The sequence below is a fragment of the Elusimicrobiota bacterium genome, assembly GCA_016721625.1.
Lineage (GTDB): Bacteria > Elusimicrobiota > Elusimicrobia > FEN-1173 > FEN-1173 > JADKHR01.
Genome location: JADKHR010000001.1, coordinates 1,163,925 through 1,184,314 on the forward strand (window position 1 = coordinate 1,163,925; position 20,390 = coordinate 1,184,314).

The 20,390-nt window shown below is 63.4% G+C and carries 22 protein-coding genes; 2 read left to right on the forward strand and 20 right to left on the reverse strand.

Annotation, left to right across the window (positions count from 1 at the left end):
• Positions 1-25: 25 nt before the first annotated feature.
• The 4 genes from IPP35_04920 to IPP35_04935 form a co-directional block, all read right to left on the reverse strand.
• Positions 26-592 carry a TlpA family protein disulfide reductase gene (locus tag IPP35_04920; GenBank protein MBL0058444.1) on the reverse strand — a complete coding sequence of 189 codons (567 nt, stop codon included), beginning with the start codon at positions 590-592 and terminating at the stop codon, positions 26-28.
• A 7-nt stretch (positions 593-599) separates the two neighbouring features.
• On the reverse strand, positions 600-920 hold the full coding sequence (trxA, locus tag IPP35_04925) for a thioredoxin (GenBank protein MBL0058445.1): 321 nt from the start codon (positions 918-920) through the stop codon (positions 600-602).
• A gap of 147 nt (positions 921-1,067) precedes the next feature.
• Positions 1,068-2,360 (reverse strand): (Fe-S)-binding protein, encoded by a 1,293-nt coding sequence (locus IPP35_04930; protein MBL0058446.1) that lies wholly within the window; start codon positions 2,358-2,360, stop codon positions 1,068-1,070.
• Positions 2,350-4,386 (reverse strand): FAD-binding protein, encoded by a 2,037-nt coding sequence (locus IPP35_04935; protein MBL0058447.1) that lies wholly within the window; start codon positions 4,384-4,386, stop codon positions 2,350-2,352. The genes IPP35_04930 and IPP35_04935 overlap by 11 nt, the downstream gene beginning before the upstream one ends.
• 107 nt (positions 4,387-4,493) lie before the next feature.
• Here IPP35_04935 and IPP35_04940 point away from each other — a divergent pair, with 107 nt between their 5' ends.
• Entirely contained in the window at positions 4,494-5,033 is a 540-nt protein-coding gene (locus tag IPP35_04940) for an ACT domain-containing protein (protein MBL0058448.1), read from the forward strand.
• Positions 5,034-5,075: 42 nt separating this feature from the next.
• Positions 5,076-5,603 carry a peptide deformylase gene (gene def, locus IPP35_04945; protein MBL0058449.1) on the forward strand — a complete coding sequence of 176 codons (528 nt, stop codon included), beginning with the start codon at positions 5,076-5,078 and terminating at the stop codon, positions 5,601-5,603.
• On the opposite strand, the gene IPP35_04950 is transcribed toward def, so the two are convergent.
• The 16 genes from IPP35_04950 to lpxK all read right to left on the reverse strand — a co-directional run bounded on the left by IPP35_04950 (position 5,590) and on the right by lpxK (position 20,389).
• Positions 5,590-6,597 carry a hypothetical protein gene (locus IPP35_04950; GenBank protein MBL0058450.1) on the reverse strand — a complete coding sequence of 336 codons (1,008 nt, stop codon included), beginning with the start codon at positions 6,595-6,597 and terminating at the stop codon, positions 5,590-5,592. The two genes, def and IPP35_04950, sit on opposite strands and share 14 nt — an antisense overlap.
• A complete protein-coding gene (locus IPP35_04955; GenBank protein ID MBL0058451.1) occupies positions 6,561-7,352 on the reverse strand; it encodes a type III pantothenate kinase in 792 nt (263 codons plus the stop codon). The genes IPP35_04950 and IPP35_04955 overlap by 37 nt, the downstream gene beginning before the upstream one ends.
• Before the next feature lie 83 nt (positions 7,353-7,435).
• Positions 7,436-7,648, reverse strand: coding sequence for a hypothetical protein (locus IPP35_04960; protein ID MBL0058452.1), 213 nt, complete (start codon positions 7,646-7,648; stop codon positions 7,436-7,438).
• A 34-nt stretch (positions 7,649-7,682) separates the two neighbouring features.
• Entirely contained in the window at positions 7,683-8,633 is a 951-nt protein-coding gene (gene mdh / locus IPP35_04965; GenBank protein MBL0058453.1) for a malate dehydrogenase, read from the reverse strand.
• 136 nt (positions 8,634-8,769) lie between these two features.
• Complete coding sequence (locus IPP35_04970) at positions 8,770-9,870, reverse strand: GAF domain-containing protein (GenBank protein ID MBL0058454.1); 1,101 nt, start codon at positions 9,868-9,870, stop codon at positions 8,770-8,772.
• The gene (tadA, locus tag IPP35_04975) at positions 9,867-11,699 is read right to left on the reverse strand and encodes a Flp pilus assembly complex ATPase component TadA (GenBank protein ID MBL0058455.1); all 1,833 of its coding nucleotides are present in this window, start codon (positions 11,697-11,699) and stop codon (positions 9,867-9,869) included. Before tadA ends, IPP35_04970 begins: the two co-directional genes overlap by 4 nt.
• 136 nt (positions 11,700-11,835) lie before the next feature.
• Entirely contained in the window at positions 11,836-12,399 is a 564-nt protein-coding gene (locus tag IPP35_04980) for a hypothetical protein (GenBank protein MBL0058456.1), read from the reverse strand.
• 1 nt (position 12,400) lies between these two features.
• Positions 12,401-13,999 (reverse strand): CTP synthase, encoded by a 1,599-nt coding sequence (locus tag IPP35_04985; protein MBL0058457.1) that lies wholly within the window; start codon positions 13,997-13,999, stop codon positions 12,401-12,403.
• A 29-nt stretch (positions 14,000-14,028) separates the two neighbouring features.
• A complete protein-coding gene (kdsB, locus tag IPP35_04990; protein ID MBL0058458.1) occupies positions 14,029-14,784 on the reverse strand; it encodes a 3-deoxy-manno-octulosonate cytidylyltransferase in 756 nt (251 codons plus the stop codon).
• The gene (rfaE1, locus tag IPP35_04995; protein ID MBL0058459.1) at positions 14,781-15,746 is read right to left on the reverse strand and encodes a D-glycero-beta-D-manno-heptose-7-phosphate kinase; all 966 of its coding nucleotides are present in this window, start codon (positions 15,744-15,746) and stop codon (positions 14,781-14,783) included. Before rfaE1 ends, kdsB begins: the two co-directional genes overlap by 4 nt.
• A 36-nt stretch (positions 15,747-15,782) precedes the next feature.
• Complete coding sequence (locus IPP35_05000) at positions 15,783-16,640, reverse strand: DUF3108 domain-containing protein (GenBank protein MBL0058460.1); 858 nt, start codon at positions 16,638-16,640, stop codon at positions 15,783-15,785.
• Positions 16,634-17,185, reverse strand: coding sequence for an isoprenylcysteine carboxylmethyltransferase family protein (locus tag IPP35_05005; protein ID MBL0058461.1), 552 nt, complete (start codon positions 17,183-17,185; stop codon positions 16,634-16,636). The genes IPP35_05000 and IPP35_05005 overlap by 7 nt, the downstream gene beginning before the upstream one ends.
• Before the next feature lie 18 nt (positions 17,186-17,203).
• Positions 17,204-18,508 carry an O-antigen ligase family protein gene (locus tag IPP35_05010; GenBank protein MBL0058462.1) on the reverse strand — a complete coding sequence of 435 codons (1,305 nt, stop codon included), beginning with the start codon at positions 18,506-18,508 and terminating at the stop codon, positions 17,204-17,206.
• Positions 18,475-18,999, reverse strand: coding sequence for a lysophospholipid acyltransferase family protein (locus IPP35_05015; GenBank protein MBL0058463.1), 525 nt, complete (start codon positions 18,997-18,999; stop codon positions 18,475-18,477). The genes IPP35_05010 and IPP35_05015 overlap by 34 nt, the downstream gene beginning before the upstream one ends.
• Positions 18,903-19,355, reverse strand: a complete 453-nt coding sequence (locus tag IPP35_05020; GenBank protein MBL0058464.1) for a hypothetical protein — start codon at positions 19,353-19,355, stop codon at positions 18,903-18,905. The genes IPP35_05015 and IPP35_05020 overlap by 97 nt, the downstream gene beginning before the upstream one ends.
• Positions 19,322-20,389, reverse strand: coding sequence for a tetraacyldisaccharide 4'-kinase (lpxK, locus tag IPP35_05025; protein MBL0058465.1), 1,068 nt, complete (start codon positions 20,387-20,389; stop codon positions 19,322-19,324). The genes IPP35_05020 and lpxK overlap by 34 nt, the downstream gene beginning before the upstream one ends.
• Position 20,390 lies beyond the last annotated feature (1 nt).

Below are 20,390 nucleotides of genomic sequence, written 5' to 3' on the forward strand. Positions count from 1 at the left end.
GGGGCGCCCCGACCCGGCGGGGAACTTACACTCCCAACAGTTTGTCGATGGCCGCGCGCCACTCTTTGTCCATTCCGGAAGCGAAACCGGGCCAGACGCCCGCCACGCGGCCTTCCTGGTCGATAAGAACGAAGTGGGGAATCCCCCCCACCCCGTAGGCGCTGGAAATGTCGGAGTTCCCAGCCAGGAGAACGGGGTACGGGGTTTGTTTTTTAGCGACAAACTTTCGAACGTCGTCCGGGTCCTCGTCGAGGTTCAGGCCCAGGACCTGCACGGGCTTCCCCTGATAAGCGGCGTGGAGTTTTTCCACCAACGGCATGGACATTCGGCAGGGCGGGCACCAGGTGGCCCAGAAATCGATGAAGACCACCTGGCCCTTGAAATCCGCCAGGGCCACGGTTTTCCCCTGGGTGTCCAGGAGCGAAAACCCCGGAGCCCTGTTCTCGTCGCCCGACGGGACCGCACGCTCGGCTCGGCGGGAGGGCGCCTCGGCCGGCCGCCCATTCGAGTTCGATCCGCAGGCCGTCCAGAGCGCCGTCCCAAGAAGAACGGTCAACAGAGACAGGGGACGCCGGACGGGGAAAGATTTCACGCGGCGATTATTTCAGGAGCGCGTCGAGCTTGGCTTTAATGTCTTTTTTGGAATGGACGCCCACCATCTGTTCCACCACCTGGCCGTTCTTAAAGAACAGCATGGAAGGGATGGCGGAGATATTGAACTTGGAAGCGACTTCCGGGTTGTCGTCGGTGTTCAGCTTCCCAACCACGACCTTTCCGTCGTATTCCTTGGCGACCTCTTCGACAATGGGGCCCAGCATGCGGCACGGACCACACCAGGGCGCCCAGAAATCCACGAGCACGGGCAGGGCGGACTTCAGGACCGCCTTGTCAAAACTGTCGTCGGTCAATTGCAGTTCCATGAGAAAGCTCCTTTTCCAGGACGAGTCCTTCATTTGATCAACGCCCGCGGAAGGATAAAGTTCCATCCTCAGGAATCAATCACCGAAAAAGTTTAACACACCCGGCGTACTCCGTCAAAAGGTAAATGTTCCAATAGGGATCTGCTTTCATCGCGCTTTTGACATATGCTTTGAAAAAAATTCCGCGATATGGAACGCGCGAATTTTAGATTTTGATTTTAGAAGTCCGGCGCGGACCTGGAGGAGGCAGGAGACGCTGGAGGTCAAGACCCACCGCGCTCCGGTGACCGAAATGTTTTCGGCTTTCCGTTTTCCCACCTCCCTGGAAATTTCCGGCTGCAAGAATTGGTAGGTGCCGCCCCCGCCGCAACATTGGTCGGATTCGGGGAGTTCGCGGTATTCAACGCCGGGCATGGAGGCCAGCAGGCGGCGGGGTTCCTGGACCAGCCCCTGGGCGTAGCGGGCTTTGCAGGCGTCGTGGTAGGTCACCACCGTTTTTTCCCCTGGCGCCGGAATCTGGGGCGGATGGGCGTCCAGCCATTCCAGCAAATCCTTCGCGCGTTTTGAAACAACCTCCGCCCGGGCCCGCCAGGGGGGGTCGTCCTCGAAAAAGCGGGGCCAGTCCTTCACCGTGGCGGCGCAGGAGGAATCGTCGATGAGGATGACCGCCGTGGGATACGTTTCCAAGACCTCGATGTTCTTCCGGGCCAGAATCCGCGCGGCTTCGAGATCGCCGAAACTTTGGCCCGGGAGGCCGCAACAGACCGTCTTGGCCGTCCCCGATCGGATCCCTTGCACTTTCAAAATGTGCGCCGTGGCCAGGCCCACCTCCGGGGAGAGGCAGTTCGGGCCGCAGGACAAGAAATGGATCACCTCGGCGTCCTGGGGAGCCGCGGGCAGGAGGTCCCGAAGAAATTTTTTTGGCGCTTGGTCCACCACGCTCTCGGCCGCCGCCAGCCGAGGCGAGATCCACCGGAGGATCCCGAGCCGGTTCAATAAACCGGAAATCCCCAGGGTTTTCCCCACGTAAAGACATTTAAGAAATCCCTCGAAAAGGGCGGGCCGGGGAATTACGGTGCGAAGGAAAAACCGCAGGGGCCAAGCCCCGCCTTGGAGAGTTCGAACTTTTTCCCGGGCCTGGGACATGAGCCGGGCCGTGGGCACCTGGGCGAAGCAAACCGAGGTGCAGATGCCGCACAGAAGACAGGTGTCAAAAGAACGCCGACCGGAGGAGGGGTCCAGCCGGCCTTCCAGCAGGGCCCTCCAGGATTGGTTGCGGCCCCGCGGAGAGAGGGACTCGTCTCCCGTGGCCAGATAAGTGGGACAAAAAGACGTGCAAAAGCCGCAACGGTTGCAGTGCATCACGTCGTCGTAGGCCCGGGATTCGCCGGGAGAACCGGGCGCGGCGGGGCGGCTGTGGAGGTCGGGTTCAGTCGCCATAGGGGGAGAACAGCGTCGGGTTGAATAGGTTCCGGGGATCAAAAGCGGATTTGATTTTTCGGTGGAGCTCGGCGGCGGGGAGCAACGAAAAGTTGGGCAGGACGGGAATGGACGCCTCCAGAACCTCCGCGGGGAGTGGATGGAGCCGAAGGGTCATTTCCACCACAACCCCCAGAGTGCCCCAGGCCCCTTGGAAAAGACGGGCCGCGTCGTATCCGGCGACGTTCTTCATGACCTTGGCGCCAAAACTTAAAAGTTCGCCTTCCTCCGAAACGGCTTTAAGGCCCAGAAGTTGGTTCCGAAACGGCGGCCGCCGGCTGGCGTTGGTGGAAAGGATGCCCCCCAGGGTTCCCTCCCCGGCCACATGAAGGTGGAGACCGTCCGCCGCCAAAAGGGCCCGGAGGGACGGCAAGTCGGACCCGGCGCCCAGGGTGAGGGTTAAATTGGCGCGGTCCAGGTCCAGGATGGCGTTCAAGCCCGTGGTGACGAGCACGGGAACGCCCGCCGGGATCGACAAACCTTTTGAACCCAGGCCCTGGATGAAGAGCGAACCCCGCTGGTCCCGAATGGCGCGCACAAGGTCCAACGCTTCCTCCACCGAAGAAACGGCGAGTTCACCCGCCGGGGCGGGGCCCCCCGCCCGGGGGCCGGGGGCCGATTCCACCACGGGGATCAGCTTGTCGGGATTGCAGAGGTTATCGGGATCGAAGGCCCGCTTCACCTCGCGAAAAAGGGAAAGGGTGGGCGGTGAGAAGAGCCAGCGCATGGCGTCCCGTTTGTCGGCGCCGATCCCATGCTCGCCGGAAATGGATCCGCCCAGGTCCACGCAGACGCGGAGCATCTCTTGGCCGGCCTCCTGGACGCGGGCCGTCTCGACTTTGTCCCGCTCATCGAAAATCATGTTGGGGTGAAGGTTGCCGTCCCCCGCGTGGGCGATCAGGCCCATGCGGAGATTTTTCCGTTGGGCGATGGCGCGGATCTGCCGCACGGCTTCCGGCAGGCGGGTCCGGGGCACCACACCGTCTTCCACTAAAACGTTCGGCGCCAGCCGCGCCATGGCGGGGTAGGCGCCCCGGCGCCCTTCCCACAGCTTTTCCCGTTCCGCCTCGTTCCGGGCCGTGCGAAAATCCGTTCCGCCGTTTTTGGCGCAGAGGGCACGGATCCGGTCTCCCTCAAAAATCGTGCGTTCCTGGGGCCCGTCCACTTCGATCAAGAGAACCGCCTCGGCCTCCGTCGGATAGCCCGCGTGGACAAAGGCCTCCACGGCCTGGACCGTCACCCGGTCCATGACCTCCAGGGTCGTGGGAACGATCCCGGCGGCGATGGTGTCCGTCACCGTCTGAACCGCCGCGTCCATGGAGGGAAAAGCCACCAAAAACGTTTGGACGTCTTCGGGTTGAGGCAAAAGGGCCACTTCGATCTTGGTCGCCACTCCCAGGGTGCCTTCGGATCCCACGAAGAGCCCGGTCAAATCGAACCCGGGGTCGTCCACGGACACCCGCGACGTTTCCCCGTCGGGCCGGACCCATTCCAAAGCCGTCACGTGGTGACTGGTCACGCCGTATTTCAGGCAATGGGGCCCGCCGGCGTTGGTGCCCACGTTGCCGCCCAGGGTGCAGGCTTTTTGGCTGGCCGGGTCCGGGGCATAGAAAAGGCCCCGGGGCGCCAGGGCCCGATGGAGGTGAAGGTTCACCACCCCCGGTTCCACCCAGGCGCGGCGCCGGGCCGCGTCGATGGACAAAATTCGGTTCAATCGGCTGAGGTGGATCACCAGGCCGCCGGTGGGCGCCACGGTCCCGCCACAGAGGTTCGTGCCGGCGCCCCGGGCGACGAAGGGAACATTGAACTCCCGGGCCACGCCAATGGCCCGAGCCACTTCCTCCGCCGTGCGGGGGAGGACCACCGCCCCGGGCAGTCGTTTCTCCAAAGCCGCGTCGTAGGCGTAGGAGAAAAGGTCCCCCGCACCGGAAAGGACCCGGCCGGGCCCCAACGTTTTCGACAACGCTTTTAGGAAGGACGACGACATGTCAAAGCGAAATCGTGGGGGGCTGGCATTGTGAAAACCATTATACCAGTCCGTCGAAGGGACGGGAGGGTCTTGTTTCACGGGGATGCCTGTGGTATAACAAACCCATGAAACGTTACCTATTGACGGCGGCGGGGCGGGATCGGGCGGGGCTGGTGGCGGCGGTTTCCAAGGTCCTCTTCGAGGAGGGGTGCAACTTGGAGGACAGCGCCATGACGCGGATCCAGGGTGAGTTCGCCATCCTTCTTATTTTGACCGGGCCGGACAAACCCGGAAAACTCCAAAAGAAAATGAAGGCCCTGGGGAAAAAACTCTCCTTGGCCGTGCACCTCAAACCTCTCTCGGCCCGGGAATCCACCCCCCCCAAAAAAACCGGCGAGCGGGTTCTGATCACGGTGTACGGCGCCGACCGGCCGGGAATTGTGCACCGCGTCACGAGCCGCTTGGCCAAAAACCGGGTGAACCTCTCGGACCTTTCCACTCACCGAACGGAGTCCCGGGGGAACCCGTCGGGATACATCCTTTATCTGGAAGGGGAAACGCCGGAAGGGGTTTCTCCCGCCTCCCTGGAAAAAGACCTTCGAGACCATCTGGCGGAGATGGGGGTCACCGTTTCCGTCAAACCGCTCGCGTCCCAAACCCTCTGACGGGCGAGGCCCGCTTTCTTATGGCAGACGCCCCCGCCTGACATGATCCGACCGATCCTGCTGTTCCCGGACCCGTCCCTTAAAGAAGTGTGCGGCGAGGTCGGCGCGGTGGACGGCGCCGCCGCCGAACTGCTGAGGGATCTGGCGGACACGCTTTACTCCACCCCCGGCGTGGGGATCGCCGCCCCGCAAATCGGGGCGCTCTGGCGGGCGGTGGTGGTGGATGTCACCTGGCTTCCCCCCCGCAAAGGAAAAGAACCCCCCAAGGGACACGGCCGTATTGCTCTACTCAACCCCCGCGTCGTCAAAGCCGAGGGATGCCTCACCTTTCGGGAAGGGTGCCTGTCCATCCCTGAATTTTTGGCCGACATCCGACGATCGTCCTTCGTCCGAGTGGAAGGCCTGGACCGGGACGGGAACCCCGCCGCCTACGAGAGCGAGGGGTTTGAAGCCGTGGCCCTCCAACACGAAATCGACCACCTGGACGGGATCCTTTTCCTGGACCGGGTGGCCAACATCAAGACCGACCTGTTCCGCCGAAAACAACCCCCTCGGGCTAACGGAAGCTGAAACGCAATCCCGCCGTGGCCGCCCAGTCGTCTTTCGCGTAGAGGCCCCCCAGGTTGATCTTGCACAACGGGAAAAAGGTGAACTCCAGCCCGCCGAGCAATTGCAAAATATCGTCGTCGGCTTTGGCGGAATTTTTTCCCGACACGTTCACGGCCCCGCCCGGAGAGGCGGTTCCCACCACATCCACCGACGTTTCCGCGTCGCCCATCAAACGGCTGTACCCCGCGCCGATATACGGCGTGATGATCACCAACTGTTTGCTCGCGATGACCCGGGCCGTGACGGCGCCGGTCCGCCAATCGGATTTCATCGTGGTCGCCGCGTCCAGGGTTCCGCCCGTCACGGGGGCCACGTAACGTTCCGTTCGTTGAACATCTCCGTTGGCCTGGTCGTATCCCAAGGTTAACGCCACGTCGGGAAGCACCACCCCGGTCGCCCCCTCGCCCATCAGCCGGCGGCGGATTTCCACCCCGAACACGGAGTTCTTGACTTTGGATTCCACCCCGTTTTTCGAATCGCTGAAGTCCATGCGGCCGTATTTCACCCCCAAATCCAGTTCAAAGGGAAGGCCGACCTTCGCGTGGACCAGGGGCATCGGAAGCATCATCTCCGACGGCATATCGAACCCGGTGGTTTTGAGCGAGACCAACGACAGCTGATGGAACCCGTCCTGATCCACCTTCGAAGAGCTCACTCCCGCCTCCACCCCGATCTCGACCCCCAGAAAATTATGCACATCCGCGGGAATTTGGGGGAGGGCGGCCGCGTTAAAAGCCGTGATATGCGCCACTTCTTGGCTAAACCACTTAGCGATTTGTTGTGAATCCGACTGGATGTCATCCTGGACAGCGGCGGAGACCGGTCCAACCAAAACACACAGGAATGCCGAAAATAACAGCGTTTTATTGAACTTCATAGGTTTTTCACCGCCCTTATCCACAGTTTTATCCACAAAGCTCACTTTTTCACTGAATTTACGTGCCAAATTCGCCACAATCCCTCCAAGGTCAAATCCGGGACCACCGCCTCGATTTCAGGAACAGCGGGGGCCAAAACAGCCGCCAGCCCCCCGGTGGCTAAAACCGTTGGCCGGCCACCCATTTCCTTGGCGATTTGCCTCAAAAGGCCCCGGGTGAGGCCCACGTAACCATGGAAAAGGCCTGAAGCGATGCTGTCTTGGGTGTTTTTTCCGATGGCGTGGGGAGGGCGGTGGAAAGCCCCCACCAGGGGAAGTTTGGCGGTGCGCTGGTAAAGGACCTCCGCCGCCATTTGGGGGCCGGGCGCGATGGCCCCCCCGAGATAGGCCCCGCGCCGGTCCACGCAGTCGAAGGTGGTGGCGGTGCCGAAATCCGCCACGATCAGCGGGCCCCGCACGCGAGCGAAAGCCGCCGCCGCGTTCACCACCCGATCGGCTCCGACTTCGCCCGGAACATCGTAAAGGATTTTGACCCCGGTCTTCACTCCGGGGACGACAAAGAGAGGGCGGTGCCTCAATTGTTTTTCGGAAAGGTCCCGGAACACCGGATCCAGAGGGGGAACCACGCTGGCGATCACCACCCCCGCCAACAGGTCCAGGGAAGGTCCGGCGGCGGAGAGAAGACCCTGGAGTGTGACCCCCACCTCGTCCGCCGTGGCGTGGCGATGGGTGGCCAGCCGCCATCCGGCCAGCGGCGCGGGAGCGTCCCGCCTTTTTTCCGCGGGAAGGGCCCCGAGCGTGACATTGGTGTTGCCGATGTCAACCGCCAACAACCAGGGGCCAGCCTTCCCGGCGAGGGAGGAGGAACCGGGCGGCACGCGCGGGGTCGGCAAGAGGGGGCGCCTGCCGGGGATTCTCAGTTGACGGATGTTTCCGCCAACAAGGGTTCCGCCCGGGAAATGCGTTCCAGAGCGGAACGGAAGTCGTTCAAGTGGTCGTGGAACACCATGACCTTCGACATCCGCCCAAAACTTTTCTCCGTCAGCATGATGTATTTGTGGCCGTTTTTCGTGATGTGGCTTTCGAACACGTAGGTTCGTTTGCCGCACTCCAACGTTTCTGTGCTCATGGCCTTTTTTTTCCTCCCAAGGGTGAAGAGCGATTTAATTTTTAACATGGTCCGCCCGCTTCAACGTTTCCACCAAGTCCTGTACGGCCTGGGCGGATTTCTGAAGCGCCGCCTTTTCATCATCCGTCAGCCGGAGCTCCATCACCTGTTCGATGCCGCGGGCGCCCAGCTTGACGGGCACGCCGAGGAACAAACCGCGAACCCCGTATTCCCCCTCCAGATACGCCGCGCAGGGGAAAATACGTTTTTTGTCTTTCAGGATGGACTCCACCATGGCCACCACGGAGGCCGACGGCGCGTAGTAAGCGGAACCCGTCTTGAGGAGTTTCACGATCTCCGCCCCGCCGTCCCGGGTGCGCTGGAAAATGGCGGCCAACGATTCGGCCTTGAGAAGGTCCCCCACGGGAACCCCGGCCACCGTGGTGTAGCGGGCGATGGGCACCATGGTGTCGCCATGCCCCCCCAACACCGTCGGCTGGATGTCTTCGACCGACACGTCGAGGGCCTCCGCCAAGAAAGCCGCCAACCGCGCCGAGTCCAAGACCCCGGCCATGCCGATGACCCGGTGTTTGGGGAACCCCGTGGTCCGAAGTGCCACGTGGGCCATGGCGTCCAAGGGGTTCGACACCACGATCAGGATCGCCTCCGGCGAGTGGCGGGCCACCTGTTCGGAAACGCTTTTCACGATCCCCGCGTTGATGTTGAGAAGGTCGTCCCGGCTCATCCCCGGTTTGCGGGGCACGCCGGCCGTGATCACCACGATATCGGATTGGGCCGTCGGCCCGTATTCGGTTGTACCCACCACGCGACTGTCGAACCCGTAGAGGGGACCCGATTGCCGGATGTCCAAAGCCTTGCCAGCGGGCATGCCCTCGGTCGCCGGAATATCCACCAACACCACATCCCCCACCTCGGCCTCCGCCAGGCGTTGGGCCAGGGTGGCTCCCACGTTGCCGGCGCCAATCACGCTCAATTTTCTCCGCATGGTTCCTCCCTCGGAACTCGTATTCCCGCGTGACGTATCGCCGCGGGATCTTTTTCCGTTCTTTGAATGGAAAACTAGATTTTAACCGGTTCGGGAGGAGTTGACAAGAGCAGGCGCGCCTGGTCTTTTAAGCGATTTAGAGCGAGAGGTAGGCCTCGACCACGCGGGGATCGAATTTGGTGCCGGAGCCGTTGCGAGCCAGCTGGGCCTGCAGGACCGCCAATTCTTTCTCGGAAAGGCCGTTCAGTCGGAGTTCCTCCAACTGTTCCACCAACGCCACGATCCGGGCGCCCAAGGGAATGGCTTCCCCGGCCATGTGGTCGGGGTGGCCGGTGCCGTCCCAGGCCTCGTGGTGATGACGGATAATGGGGATGACGTTTTTAAATAGGCGGACGCCTTTCAGCAGTTCCGCCCCCAAAAGCGGGTGGGCCTGTTCCCGCGTCCGGGCCTGGGCCTGGGGCGTCGCTTTTTCCAGGAGCTCCCGGTGATTGACGGCCAAAAAACCAACGTCGTGCAGGAGCGCCCCGTAGTAAAGGTCCGGCCGTTCGGCCTCCGTCATCCCCATCTTTTTGCCGATGGCGCAGGCCCGCTCGGCCACCCGGGCGGGGTGCCCGACGTTGGCCGGGTCCGTGGCCTCGATGGCGGCGGTGAGGATTTCGATCATGTTATCGAAAAAATTGTGTTGGGACTCGGCTTGGCGGGCATTTTCGATGGACACGGCGGCCAGGCCCGCCAGTTCTTCCAGAGCCCGCTTGTCGGTCGGGGTGACGTGCCCCGCTTTCTTGTTGAGGCCTTCGCAGACGCCGATCACCCGGCCGTCCACCAGGAACGGCACCGCGAGGACGGATTTCGTGGAGAAGCCCGTGGCGCGGTCCACGTCTTTGGCGAACCGGGGGTCGTGTCGGACATCGTTGACGAGGACGGCTTCCCCCTTGCTGACAACCCATCCCGCCAGTCCCTGGTGAAGGGGAACCATCTGGCCCTGCACGATCCGTCCCTTTTCTCCCGTGGCGGTGCGGAAATAGAGGTTTCTCCCTTCCTCGTCCAGGAGCAGGAGCGACGCTCCCTCGGCACCGGTCAACCGTTCGGCCACGCGCACGATTTCTTTCAGCAAGCCGTCGACGAAAAGGTTCGAGGAGAGGGCGCGCGCGATGCCGAAAAGTTCCTGAACCCTCCGTGCGTCTCCCCGGACGGGGCGGGCGGAGGATTTCCTCGGTCCGGACGGGGGCCGCTTCAATGGGCCGCCGCCGCTTTTTTCGCGGCGTCCTCGGCGGCCTCGGAGGCGCCGCCCAACACTTCCCGGACCGTGGTGCCGCCGTCCAGAACTTTCTGGAGCCCGTCCATCAAAATCGTCCGCATTTTCTGCGGGGACTTCTTGACCGCCGCCTCGCGCACCGAATCCACCGTCATCTCCTTCAACATCACGGCTCGGACGGCGTCGTCGACCACCAGAAGTTCGTGGATGCCGAGACGGCCTTTGAAACCCGATCCATTGCAGTTGCGGCACCCCGCCCCCTGGTAGATCTGGAGACCCGGGGCGACCTTCATCCCGTTGGTGACAAAAACCTCCATTTCCTCGACGGAAATAGCGCGCGGAGTCTTGCAGTCGGGACAGATCCGCCGGCACAGCCGCTGGGCGAGCACGCATTTGAGCGTGCTCGCCACCATGAAAGACGGGATGCCCATGTCCACCAACCGCGTCAAGGTGGAGGGGGCGTCGTTGGTGTGGATCGTCGAGAACACGAGGTGGCCGGTCATGGCGGCCTCCATGGCGATGTGGGCGGTTTCCTGGTCGCGGATTTCTCCCACCATGATGACGTCGGGATCGAGACGCAGGAAGGAGCGGAGCGCCGTCGCGAAATCGAAACATTTGTCTTCGCCCAATTTCAGGTCGGGGTTGACCTGGACCTGCACGATGCCGTCCAGGTTGTACTCGACCGGGTTCTCGGCCGTGAGGATCTTGATGTCCGGGCGGTTGATGTGGTTCAGCGAGGCGTAGAGCGTCGTGGATTTTCCCGACCCCGTGGGCCCGCACACCAGGACGATGCCGAAATTCTTTTTTCCTCCCACCCCCGCCATCAGCGCCAGGAATCGGTCCAGGGTGTCGGGGAAAAACCCAAGCCTCTTGATGTCGACTTGCACGGCCTTCCGGTCCAGGATCCGCATGACCACGGATTCGCCGTAAACCGTGGGGATGATTTCCACCCGAAACTCGATGGGGCTGCCCTTGGCCATCACCTGGATTCGTCCGGACTGGGGAATACGCCGTTCCGTGATGTTCATGGAATTGGTCATGATCTTGATCTTCGCGATCACGGCGCTCCGGTACGTCCAGGGGATCTGGAAAGCGGCGGCCTTCAAAAAACCGTCGACGCGGAAACGGACCAAGACCTTGGAGTTCCGGCCCGCGGGGTCCTCGAAAGGTTCGATGTGGATGTCGGAAGATTTCTGCCCGAGAGCCGACAGGATGATCCCGTTGACGATCTTTTCGACTTCGGGGGCCGAAGCGTCCACCTCGGTCACGTCGGTCTTTTCCTTAACGCGTTCCAGCGACCCTTCCACGTCCGGGATGACGGCGTCGGTCACGGATTTAAGGAGTTCCGCCCCCTGACCGCTCCCCGAAATGCCGTAGACCTTGTCCAGTTCTTTTAAAATGTCCTCCGGCATGGCCATGTAACGCTGAACTTCCAGGCCGGTCTTGATGTGGATGTCTTCCGACACCATGAAGTCCCGAGGGTCCGCCATGGCCACCAGAAGCACCTGGTCTTCTTTGGCGAACGGCAGGACCAGGTGTTTTCGGGCGTCGGCCTCCGGCAGGATATGAACCACGTCGGGATCGATCTCCATCTCGGCCAGGTCCACCGCCTTGGTGCGCCATTCACGGGACAGGACCTGGAGGATGTCGACTTTGTCCACCCATTTTTTTTCGACGAGGATCTGTTGAAGGGGCCGACCCGAACTGGCCGCTTCTTTCTCGGCCAGGGCGAGGTTTTCGGTGGTGACGAGGTGGGCTTCGAGGATGATTTCCGCGGCGGTTTTCCGTCCGACGTTGGGGCGAAGGGCCATGGAATTAGAGACCCGACGCCGGGAACGCCATGGAACAGGCCACCGACCGGGGACGGGGAATCATGCCGGAATATCGAGACCAGGGGATCAGCATCCCCACCTATCTAACCCCAGAACGGAGAATTGTCCAGAGGTTTTATGGAGAGGACTTTCGGGGAAAGGCCGAGGACGGCGGTGGAGAGAGGGAAGCGCCGCGCCGGCGCGTGAGAGCGGCGGCGCCGATGGCCCCCACGGCGGCCCACCACGACCAGGCGGCCAGGAGCGCGCGCCGATGGTGAACGCGGGACCGTCGGAGTTCCCCGGCGTCCCGCACCCACGCCAACGCCCCGGTCAGACGCCCGTCCATCCACACCGGGGCCCAAAAAGCCCAGGCCCCAGTCTCTAAAGAGCGATCCACGGGAGCGGAAAGGCGGAGCGGCGGGGCGGGAAGCGGGTCCCCTTCGAGCCGGAGGACCTGACCGTGGGGGTCCAGCAACGCGGCGGAGCGGCTGTCCGGATCGCCCGCCAAACGACGGAGCAGGCGCGCGCGGTCCGCCCCCCCGTCGCCGAGCCGGTCCGACCAAGCCGCGGCCAAGCGCCGCCCTTCCCGCCGGAAGGATTCGGTCTGGATCGAAACCCCATAACGCTGGACGTAAAAGAAAAGGAGGCCGACCCAGGCGAGCGAGAGAAGGTATCCCGCCCAGACCCCTCCGGGCTTCACGTTACCCTTGTCGGGGAGAGAGGCGCCGGAGGGCGGCGGCGACGAAATCGCGGAACAATGGATGGGGGCGCAGGGGACGGGACTTGAGTTCCGGGTGAAACTGCACCGCCACGTACCAGGGGTGGTTTTTCAGTTCCACCGCCTCGGCCAGGTGGAGCCGCGGATAATCACCGACGACGCGCAGGCCGGCCTTTTCCAAAGCGGGCCGGTATTTATTGTTCAGCTCGTAGCGGTGGCGATGGCGTTCGTAGGCCATGTCGCGGCCGTAGGCCTTGTGGGCGAGAGAACCGGCTTTTAACCGGCAGGGATAAACGCCCAACCGCATGGTGCCGCCCAACTGCGTGATCTTTTTTTGCTCGTCCATCTTGCAGACCACGGGATGGGGAGTTTTGGGGGAGAACTCGGTGGAATGGGCCTTCCCGAGCTTGGCCAGGTGGCGGGCCACTTCGATCACCGCGCACTGCATGCCCAGGCAAATGCCGAAGAAGGGGATCTGGTGTTCCCGCGCGAACTTGGCCACGGCGATTTTTCCCTCCACCCCGCGGTCGCCGAACCCGCCCGGGATCAGAATCCCGTCCACCTGAAGGAGCTGGGCTTCCAGGGTCTTGTCTTCCACATCCAAATACTTCACGACCACCTTGGCGTCGTTGGCCAAGCCCCCATGGAGAAGCGCTTCGCCGATGGACTTGTAGGCGTCCTTTAACTCCACGTATTTTCCGGCGACGCCGATGGTCACGTGGTGCCGGGGGTTTCGGATCTTCTCCACCATGGCTTTCCAGGAGGCCAGGTCCTTGGTGGGGCTCCGCTGGCGGAGCATCATGAGCACCTGCTCGTCCAACCCCTGCCGTTCGAACATGAGGGGCACGTCGTAGATCGTGTCCACGTCCACGGCTTCGATCACCGCTTCCTTGGGGACGCTGGAGAAAAGCGCGATTTTGTCCCGGATCTCCACGCCCAGCGGGCGGTCCGAGCGGCATATGATGATGTCGGGCTCGATCCCGATCTCGCGAAGTTTTCCGACGGAGTGCTGGGTGGGTTTGGTTTTCAACTCCTCGGCCGCTTTAATGTAAGGGACCAGGGTGAGATGGATGTAGAGAACGTTGTCCCGGCCCGCGTCGATCCGCATTTGGCGGATGGCTTCCAGGAAGGGCAGGGACTCGATGTCGCCCACCGTCCCCCCCACCTCCACGATCACGATGTCGCGGCCCTTGGCGACGCGAAAAAGGCGGTTTTTGATTTCGTTGGTGATGTGCGGGATGACTTGAACCGTCTTGCCCAAAAACTCGCCCCGCCGCTCCTGGCCCAACACGGTCTCGTAGATTTGGCCCGAGGTGCAATTGTTGTCCCGGGTCATGTCCACGTCGATGAACCGTTCGTAGTGGCCCAGATCCAGATCGGTCTCGGCGCCGTCTTCGGTGACATAGACCTCGCCGTGTTGGTAGGGGCTCATGGTCCCCGGGTCCACGTTCAAGTAGGGGTCCAGCTTGATCATGGTGATGTTCAGGCCCCGGGCCTTGAGCAGTCGCCCCAAGGAGGAGGCCGCAATGCCTTTCCCCAACGAACTCACCACCCCGCCCGTCACGAAGATGAACTTGGCCATCGGTCCCCCTTTTTCTTCCGCCGCGCGGTTCACGCGACGGCCCCGCGGTGTTTTAAAATCGCCTCCACCCGCGCCACGTCCTCGGGGCGGTCCACGCCGATGGAATCGTCCGGCGTCACCGCCACTCGCAGGCGGACGCCGTTTTCCAAGGCGCGCAACTGTTCCAGCTTCTCCGCCGTCTCAAAAAAACCCGCCGGCCAGCGAACGAAGGCCCGCAGGGTTTCCGGGCGAAAGGAATAGACGCCCAGATGCTTGAACAAAAATCGGTTGGAGGGCGGCGCCGCCGGCGCGCCGTCCCGGAAAAAGGGAAGCGGAGCCCGGGAAAAATAAAGGGAATCCCCGCGTTTGTCCACCAAGACTTTGACCGCGTTGGGATCCGGCCAATCCGACGCCGTCAACGCCGTGGCCGCCGTCCCCAACCCCACCGACGGGTCGGCGTGAAGCCGAAGGACTTTCCGCAAGGTCCGCGCGGTCATGAGCGGTTCGTCCCCTTGGATGTTCAGATACAACCCCGCCCGGATTTTGCGGGCGACCTCGGCGACGCGGTCCGTGCCGCTCCGGCACTTTTCCGACGTCAAGACCGCCTCGCCTCCGAAGCCCCGAACGGCCTCCGCGATGCGCCCATCGTCCGTGGCCACCACCACCCGGGGAAGGGCCTTCCGCGCGGCGTTCCACACCCACCAGATCATGGGCCGGCCCGCGATGGGCGCCAGAGGCTTGCCCGGAAACCGTTGGGCCGCGTACCGCGCGGGGATGACGCCCAAAACCGTTCGATCGAGCGTCACGGCCGAAGCGCTTCTTTCAGTTCGGCGGGGCTCACCGTGGCGGTTCCCAGTTTGGCCACCACGACCCCCGCGGCCGCGTTGGCGATGCGGGCCGCCGCGTCCAAAGACGCGCCCGCGGCCAAGGACAAGCTTAAAGTGGCGATGACGGTGTCGCCGGCGCCGGTCACGTCGAAAACCTCCCGGGCCTGGGAGGGAATGTGCAGGGGGGGGCGGTCTTCCCGGTACAGGCTCATGCCGCGCTCGCTCCGGGTGATCAACACCGAATGGCACCGCAAACGACGGAGGATCCGTCGGCCCAGCTCGTCCACCTCTTGGTCGTTTTTGGGCGGCAGAGCGCGCATCCCTTCCGTGGCCTCTTTCAGGTTGGGCGTGATGCAATCCACGCCCCGATAACTTAAGAAATGCTCGATTTTAGGGTCCACCGTCACGAGTTTGCCTTGCCGATGGGCCCAGCCCAGGACGCTCTTCAAAAGCCGGGCGTTCACCAACCCTTTGCCGTAATCCGAAAGAACGACCCCCTTCGAACCGGAAAGACGCTCGCGCACGCTGGCCAAAATTTTATCCACGAGGCCGTGCGAAAAGGGGGAACGGTTTTCCCGATCGAACCGCACCACCTGTTGGTGCCCGGCCAACACGCGGGTTTTGAGGATGGTCGGACGGGAACCGTCGGCCACCACGCCGGACACGTCCACGCCGCGATCGCGTAGCGAAGCGAGCAATCGGTCCCCGTCCGCGTCTTGGCCCACCAGGGACACCAGGATCGGGCGTCCGCCCAGGGCGGCGATGTTGGCGGCCACGTTGCCCGCGCCGCCGGGCATGAACTCTTCATGCTGAACGTCCACCACGGGGACCGGGGCCTCGGGAGAGAGACGGCTCACCGCCCCGCGGATGTAGCGGTCCACCATCAAGTCCCCCACCACGAGGACGGGGATTCCCTCAAACTTTCTCGTAGGACCTGGCATGGGGCGAATTATACTAAAAACCCCCGCTCGATCATCTCAGGGAGTCGAAGCGGCCATGGAAGGGCCCATCCCGGACGGCGAAAGAGGAACCCCGGGCCGATAGTCTTTCATCTCCGCATCAAAAGACCCTACCATCACTTTGGAGCGTAGAAGGACGGGGACGTGGGGAAAATCTTCCGTGACCCAAACCTCCAGCCGACCCTTGGCCTGGAAGATCCCCTCCCCGGCGAGGACGGGTTCCAGCCGCAGGCATTGGAAACGGCCCGCCGGGACGCGGACCGATTCCCGTCGCAGGACCCGCACGACCAAGGGCCAGGTGGTGGCGCCGGAATTCGCGTCCACGGCGTATTCGCGGCCGATCTCCAGCGGTCGAGATCGAATGTAATAGAGAGCGGAGAGGACGTCTTGAACGAACGGGGGCACCGAACCGTCGCGGGAGCTCTCCTTTCCGTTCTTCCACTTCCGGTAGAGAAAACGCTGTTCGGGATGGTCATAAACGGTTTCGACCCGGCGGGTCGTTTTCCCCTCCCGCAAATCCTGCCGGAAGCGAAGGGAACAGAGGCTCTGGGCGTCCACCCAGGACTCGTTTTTGTCCCGGACTTTGAAGAACGCATCCATGCCAGCGTTGGTGCGAGCCTCGGAAAGAAGGTGGTAGGCGCTCCGCCCCGCGACCGGGGCCGTGGAAGTGACCTCCAAGGTGGCCGAACCGGCGGAAAGAAACCCGTATTTGATGACGTAAAGAATCGATTCGCCCACCGCCGGCGGAGGCGCGGTTTCTTGGCGCCACTGGAAGACCAAGGCGGGGGCGGTGGAGGGAACCGGGCCCTCCCCCCGCGCCGCCCCTCCGAGCCCGAGCAACCAGAGGCCCGGAGCCCAACGGAAAAACTTCACCAACCGACGAGGCCCTTCACAAGGATGACGGCGACCCCCGCGGCCCAACCGAGGGAGGCGTTGTATTCCCGATTTTTCCGGTACCGGGCCCAGGAAAATTGGTCGGGGTTTTCCCGACGGAAGGGGCGGAGGCTGGGGAGGAAACGCCGGTTGCGCCCCGTGAAACTCCGCCAGGCGTCGCCGAAATAACCCTCCAGGGTTTTCTCCTCCTCCTTGATCCGCCGCGGATAGATCCACCCGAAGAGGAAGAAGAACATCGCCCACAAGGCCGCGCTCGCCCCGATCCGAACCCCCGTCCCGGCCAGACAGAACCCGAACGCCATCAAAATACTACCAGCGTAAAGGGGGTGGCGCACCCACGCGTAGGGCCCGTCCTGGGCCAAGCGCTTGCCCTTTTCCAAATACCCCGCCGCCCACCCCCGGACCCAGAGACCCGCCAAGGCCACGAGAATTCCCGCCGCGGCTCGAGGCCAACTCGCCACGTGGGATCCCAGCAAAAAAACCAGCCCCGCCATGTATCCTAAAAATACGCGCCACCGTGAAATCACGCTCGTCACCTCGCCTTTTTAGAGAATCGTTTTAGTTTCAGAATTTTGGACGGGCGCCGCCCGGGATCCCAGCGCCCAGGCCGTACCGGCCAAGAAGTAAAAACATAGGACCACCTCGGAATCGTTGGTCCAGGTTTCCGTGATCCCGGCGAAAAGGAGACCCACGAAACCGAAGAAGATCCCCAGGGCGGGCGGTCCGGACCGGGCCGCCCGCCACAACAAACGCCCCACTGCCGCCAAGAGCCAAAGGAAAACCGCCAGACCGGGGAGACCGCGCTCCACCACGGACTGAAGATACATGTTGTGGGTTTCGGTCCACGTCATGTCGGGCGGCGAACCGCCCCAGCGGAGTTCACTGGGAAGGATAACGACGTTGCCGGGGCCGACCCCGACCAGCGGATGATCTCGGACAAGCTCGAGGGATTTGGCGTATAGGCCCATGCGAATCCGATTGGAACTATCCGACTTGGTATTCACGATGCTGGCCGTGCGTCCCCGCAGGCCCGGGCTGACGCTCACGAGGAGCGCGCTCAGCGCCGCCAACAGGAGAAAGACCCCAAGAACCTTTCGGTCCCGCCGGAGGAAACCCCAAAGTGAGAGGGTGATGAACATCGCCATCCAGACCCCCCGGGTTCCGCTGGCCAGGACAGCGAGGAAAAGGATCGCCCCGGACGCGGCCCAGACGGGTCGGAGGCGCACCAGCGCCAACCCCAAAACCAGGGCGCCCGCCAACAAAAGCATTTCGGCAAAGGTGATCGGATGGTTGTAGAACCCGATGGCGCGCCCGCCCCAGGTGCAGAGGAGATGGACCAGCTTACCAGGCAACACCGCGGCCCAAGCGGGGGTCGAGCCCGCCGACCACCCCAACCCTTTTTGGAGAATGCCGAGGCCCCCCGCCACGGTGGCCCCGACAGCGAAAAGCGACAGCCGTTGGCGCAGGGCCGGGGCCTCCCCCGTATGCGCCGCCAGGAGGAACACGACCACCAAAATTTCGCTCCGGAGCGACCACAGGCTGTGGGCCGGACGGTCGGAGAGCAGGCCGGAAAAAACGGCGATTCCGATGCCCGCCACCCACGGAAGTTCCACCCCGGTCCAACGAAAACGCGGCCGCTCCACCGCCAGGGTGACCAAAACCATCAGGAGCGCGACCCCCCAAAAGAGGTTGGAAATCGCGATGGAGAGAGGCAGGGCCAGGGCCAGACCGGCCATGGCCCCGTCGGAAACGCGCCGAGCCGCTGACGAAATCTTTGGTTTCTCTAAATTCACGGTCTCCGGTCCTTTGGTCAGAATCATGGCTTCCAGCGGTTGTGGATCCAGAGCCATTGGGTGGGGCGGTCCCGCACCCAACGCTCCAGAACAGCCGTCATTTGCCGGGTCACAGCGTCCACACGTTCCGGCGTGGACGGACCGGGTTCGAGGGGGAGCGGGGGTTCCATTTCCACGGTCAACCGCCCCTTTTCCCGCCAACTGCGGAGCGGGACCACCGGACAGCCCAGACGGAGGGCCAGAATGGCGGGCAGGCCCGTGGTATGGGCCGGCCGGCCGAAAAAGGGAACTTGCAGGCCGCCGGCCGTGATCCGCTGATCGAAGAGAAGGCCGATGACTTCGCCGGACGACAGCCGCCGAAAGGATTCCCGCACCGCGTTCTTGTGCATCAACACATTGACGCCCAGGCGGCGCCGTTCCGCCGTGATCCAATCGTTCACGAAAGGGTTCTTCATTCTTCGGGCGATGGCGGACACCGGAACCCCCGTGAGGGAGGCCGCCCGGGAGGCGTATTCCCAATTGCCCAGGTGTCCCGTGAAGAGAACCACGCCTTTTCCCTGGGCGTGGGCCGCGAGAAGATGTTCTCCCCGATGACGCGGACCTCTTTTTGAAACTCCTCCGCCGTGAGGCGCCCCAGCCGGGCGAACTCCCAGATCCCGGCGCCCAGATCCGACCACACCGCGCGGGTCCAGGCGCGGATTCGGGAGGGAGACTCCTCCGGGAAGGCCAGGGCGAGGTTCTCGGAGGCGACCCGGGTTCGTTTCCGCGCCACTAGCCCCACCGCCCGGCCCAGGGCTCGACCCACCCCGCGACCCGGAAACGCCGGGAGGCGTCCCAAAAGGAAGTGGAGAGCCCGAAGGCTGAGATATTCTAGGAAAAAACGGAGTCGATCACCGGCGCCCACTGGGCCTCCTCTTTCACCCGCCACTCCAACCGGGCCACCAGGGCCGGAAAATCTTCGGGCAAACGTTCGCGGTCTTTTTCCGTCACGACAATGCGGCGTTCTTCCCGCCGCGCGCGATCCAGCGCCGCCGACTGGTCGGCCGTTGAGAAAAAATGATGGTCCCCATGGCGCTCCCCCGCGACCTTGGCGCCCAACCGCCGAAGAGCCTCCTCGAACCCCGCCGGGTCGGCCAGACCGGACAAGGCCAGGAGCGAGGCGTCCTCCAGCCGTTCCGCGGGGAAGGGTTCCCCCGTGCGATGATCTGAAAACGTCAAAAACCCGTGGGCGGCCGCGGCCCGGCGTCCCAACGCGCGCAGACGTTCTTGGAGCGCGGCCAATTTGTCCGCCGACAACCGTTCCGCCCGGGTTAAAAGCACCAAGTGGGCTCTCGCCAACGCGGCGGGCCGTTCCCGCCAGGGCCCGGCCGGCAGGATCGGCGTCGGAAGATTTTCCAGGAAAACACGGTGGGCCAGGCGCGCGTCCAGACAGACGAGGTTGCGGTCCCGGAACATCCGAAAATGCTGAAACCCGTCGTCCATCACCAAACAGTCCGGCTTGAATTCCTCCCAGGCCCGTTCGCAGGTCCGGGCCCGGTCCGCGCCCACCGCGACGGGCACGCCCGATCGGCGGGCCAAGAGGCGCGGTTCGTCGCCCATGGCCTCCGAGGCGGGAAGCGCTTCCCCGGCATTGGGAACGAGCAGAACCGGGGCGCGGCTTCGCCGCCCATAGCCGCGGCTGACGACCGCCGGCCGGTGGCCCCGTTTCTTCAACTCCCCCAGGAGCCACAACACGCCCGGCGTTTTCCCCGATCCGCCCACCGTCAGATTTCCGACGCAAAAAACCGGAACGGGAACCCTCACGGTTTCCAACAGACCCCGGGCGTAGGCCTGGGCCCGCGCCCAGGCCAGCCCCTCGACCAGGAGGGAAGGGCCCCAAAAAAAGCCCCGCCAGAGCCGTCCCCACGCCGTCGAAGGGTCGGGAAACGAAAAGTTCATC

Bases quoted from the DNA above. Each gene is read 5' to 3' on its own strand.
- IPP35_04960 (MBL0058452.1), bottom strand. From the start codon at position 7,648: ATGAGCACAGAAACGTTGGAGTGCGGCAAACGAACCTACGTGTTCGAA.
- rfaE1 (MBL0058459.1), bottom strand. From the start codon at position 15,746: ATGCCAGGTCCTACGAGAAAGTTTGAGGGAATCCCCGTCCTCGTGGTG.
- IPP35_04935 (MBL0058447.1), bottom strand. From the start codon at position 4,386: ATGTCGTCGTCCTTCCTAAAAGCGTTGTCGAAAACGTTGGGGCCCGGC.
- IPP35_04930 (MBL0058446.1), bottom strand. From the start codon at position 2,360: ATGGCGACTGAACCCGACCTCCACAGCCGCCCCGCCGCGCCCGGTTCT.
- lpxK (MBL0058465.1), bottom strand. From the start codon at position 20,389: ATGAACTTTTCGTTTCCCGACCCTTCGACGGCGTGGGGACGGCTCTGG.
- mdh (MBL0058453.1), bottom strand. From the start codon at position 8,633: ATGCGGAGAAAATTGAGCGTGATTGGCGCCGGCAACGTGGGAGCCACC.
- trxA (MBL0058445.1), bottom strand. From the start codon at position 920: ATGGAACTGCAATTGACCGACGACAGTTTTGACAAGGCGGTCCTGAAG.
- IPP35_04940 (MBL0058448.1), top strand. From the start codon at position 4,494: ATGAAACGTTACCTATTGACGGCGGCGGGGCGGGATCGGGCGGGGCTG.
- IPP35_04985 (MBL0058457.1), bottom strand. From the start codon at position 13,999: ATGGCCAAGTTCATCTTCGTGACGGGCGGGGTGGTGAGTTCGTTGGGG.
- def (MBL0058449.1), top strand. From the start codon at position 5,076: ATGATCCGACCGATCCTGCTGTTCCCGGACCCGTCCCTTAAAGAAGTG.
- IPP35_05010 (MBL0058462.1), bottom strand. From the start codon at position 18,508: ATGGCTCTGGATCCACAACCGCTGGAAGCCATGATTCTGACCAAAGGA.
- tadA (MBL0058455.1), bottom strand. From the start codon at position 11,699: ATGGCCCTTCGCCCCAACGTCGGACGGAAAACCGCCGCGGAAATCATC.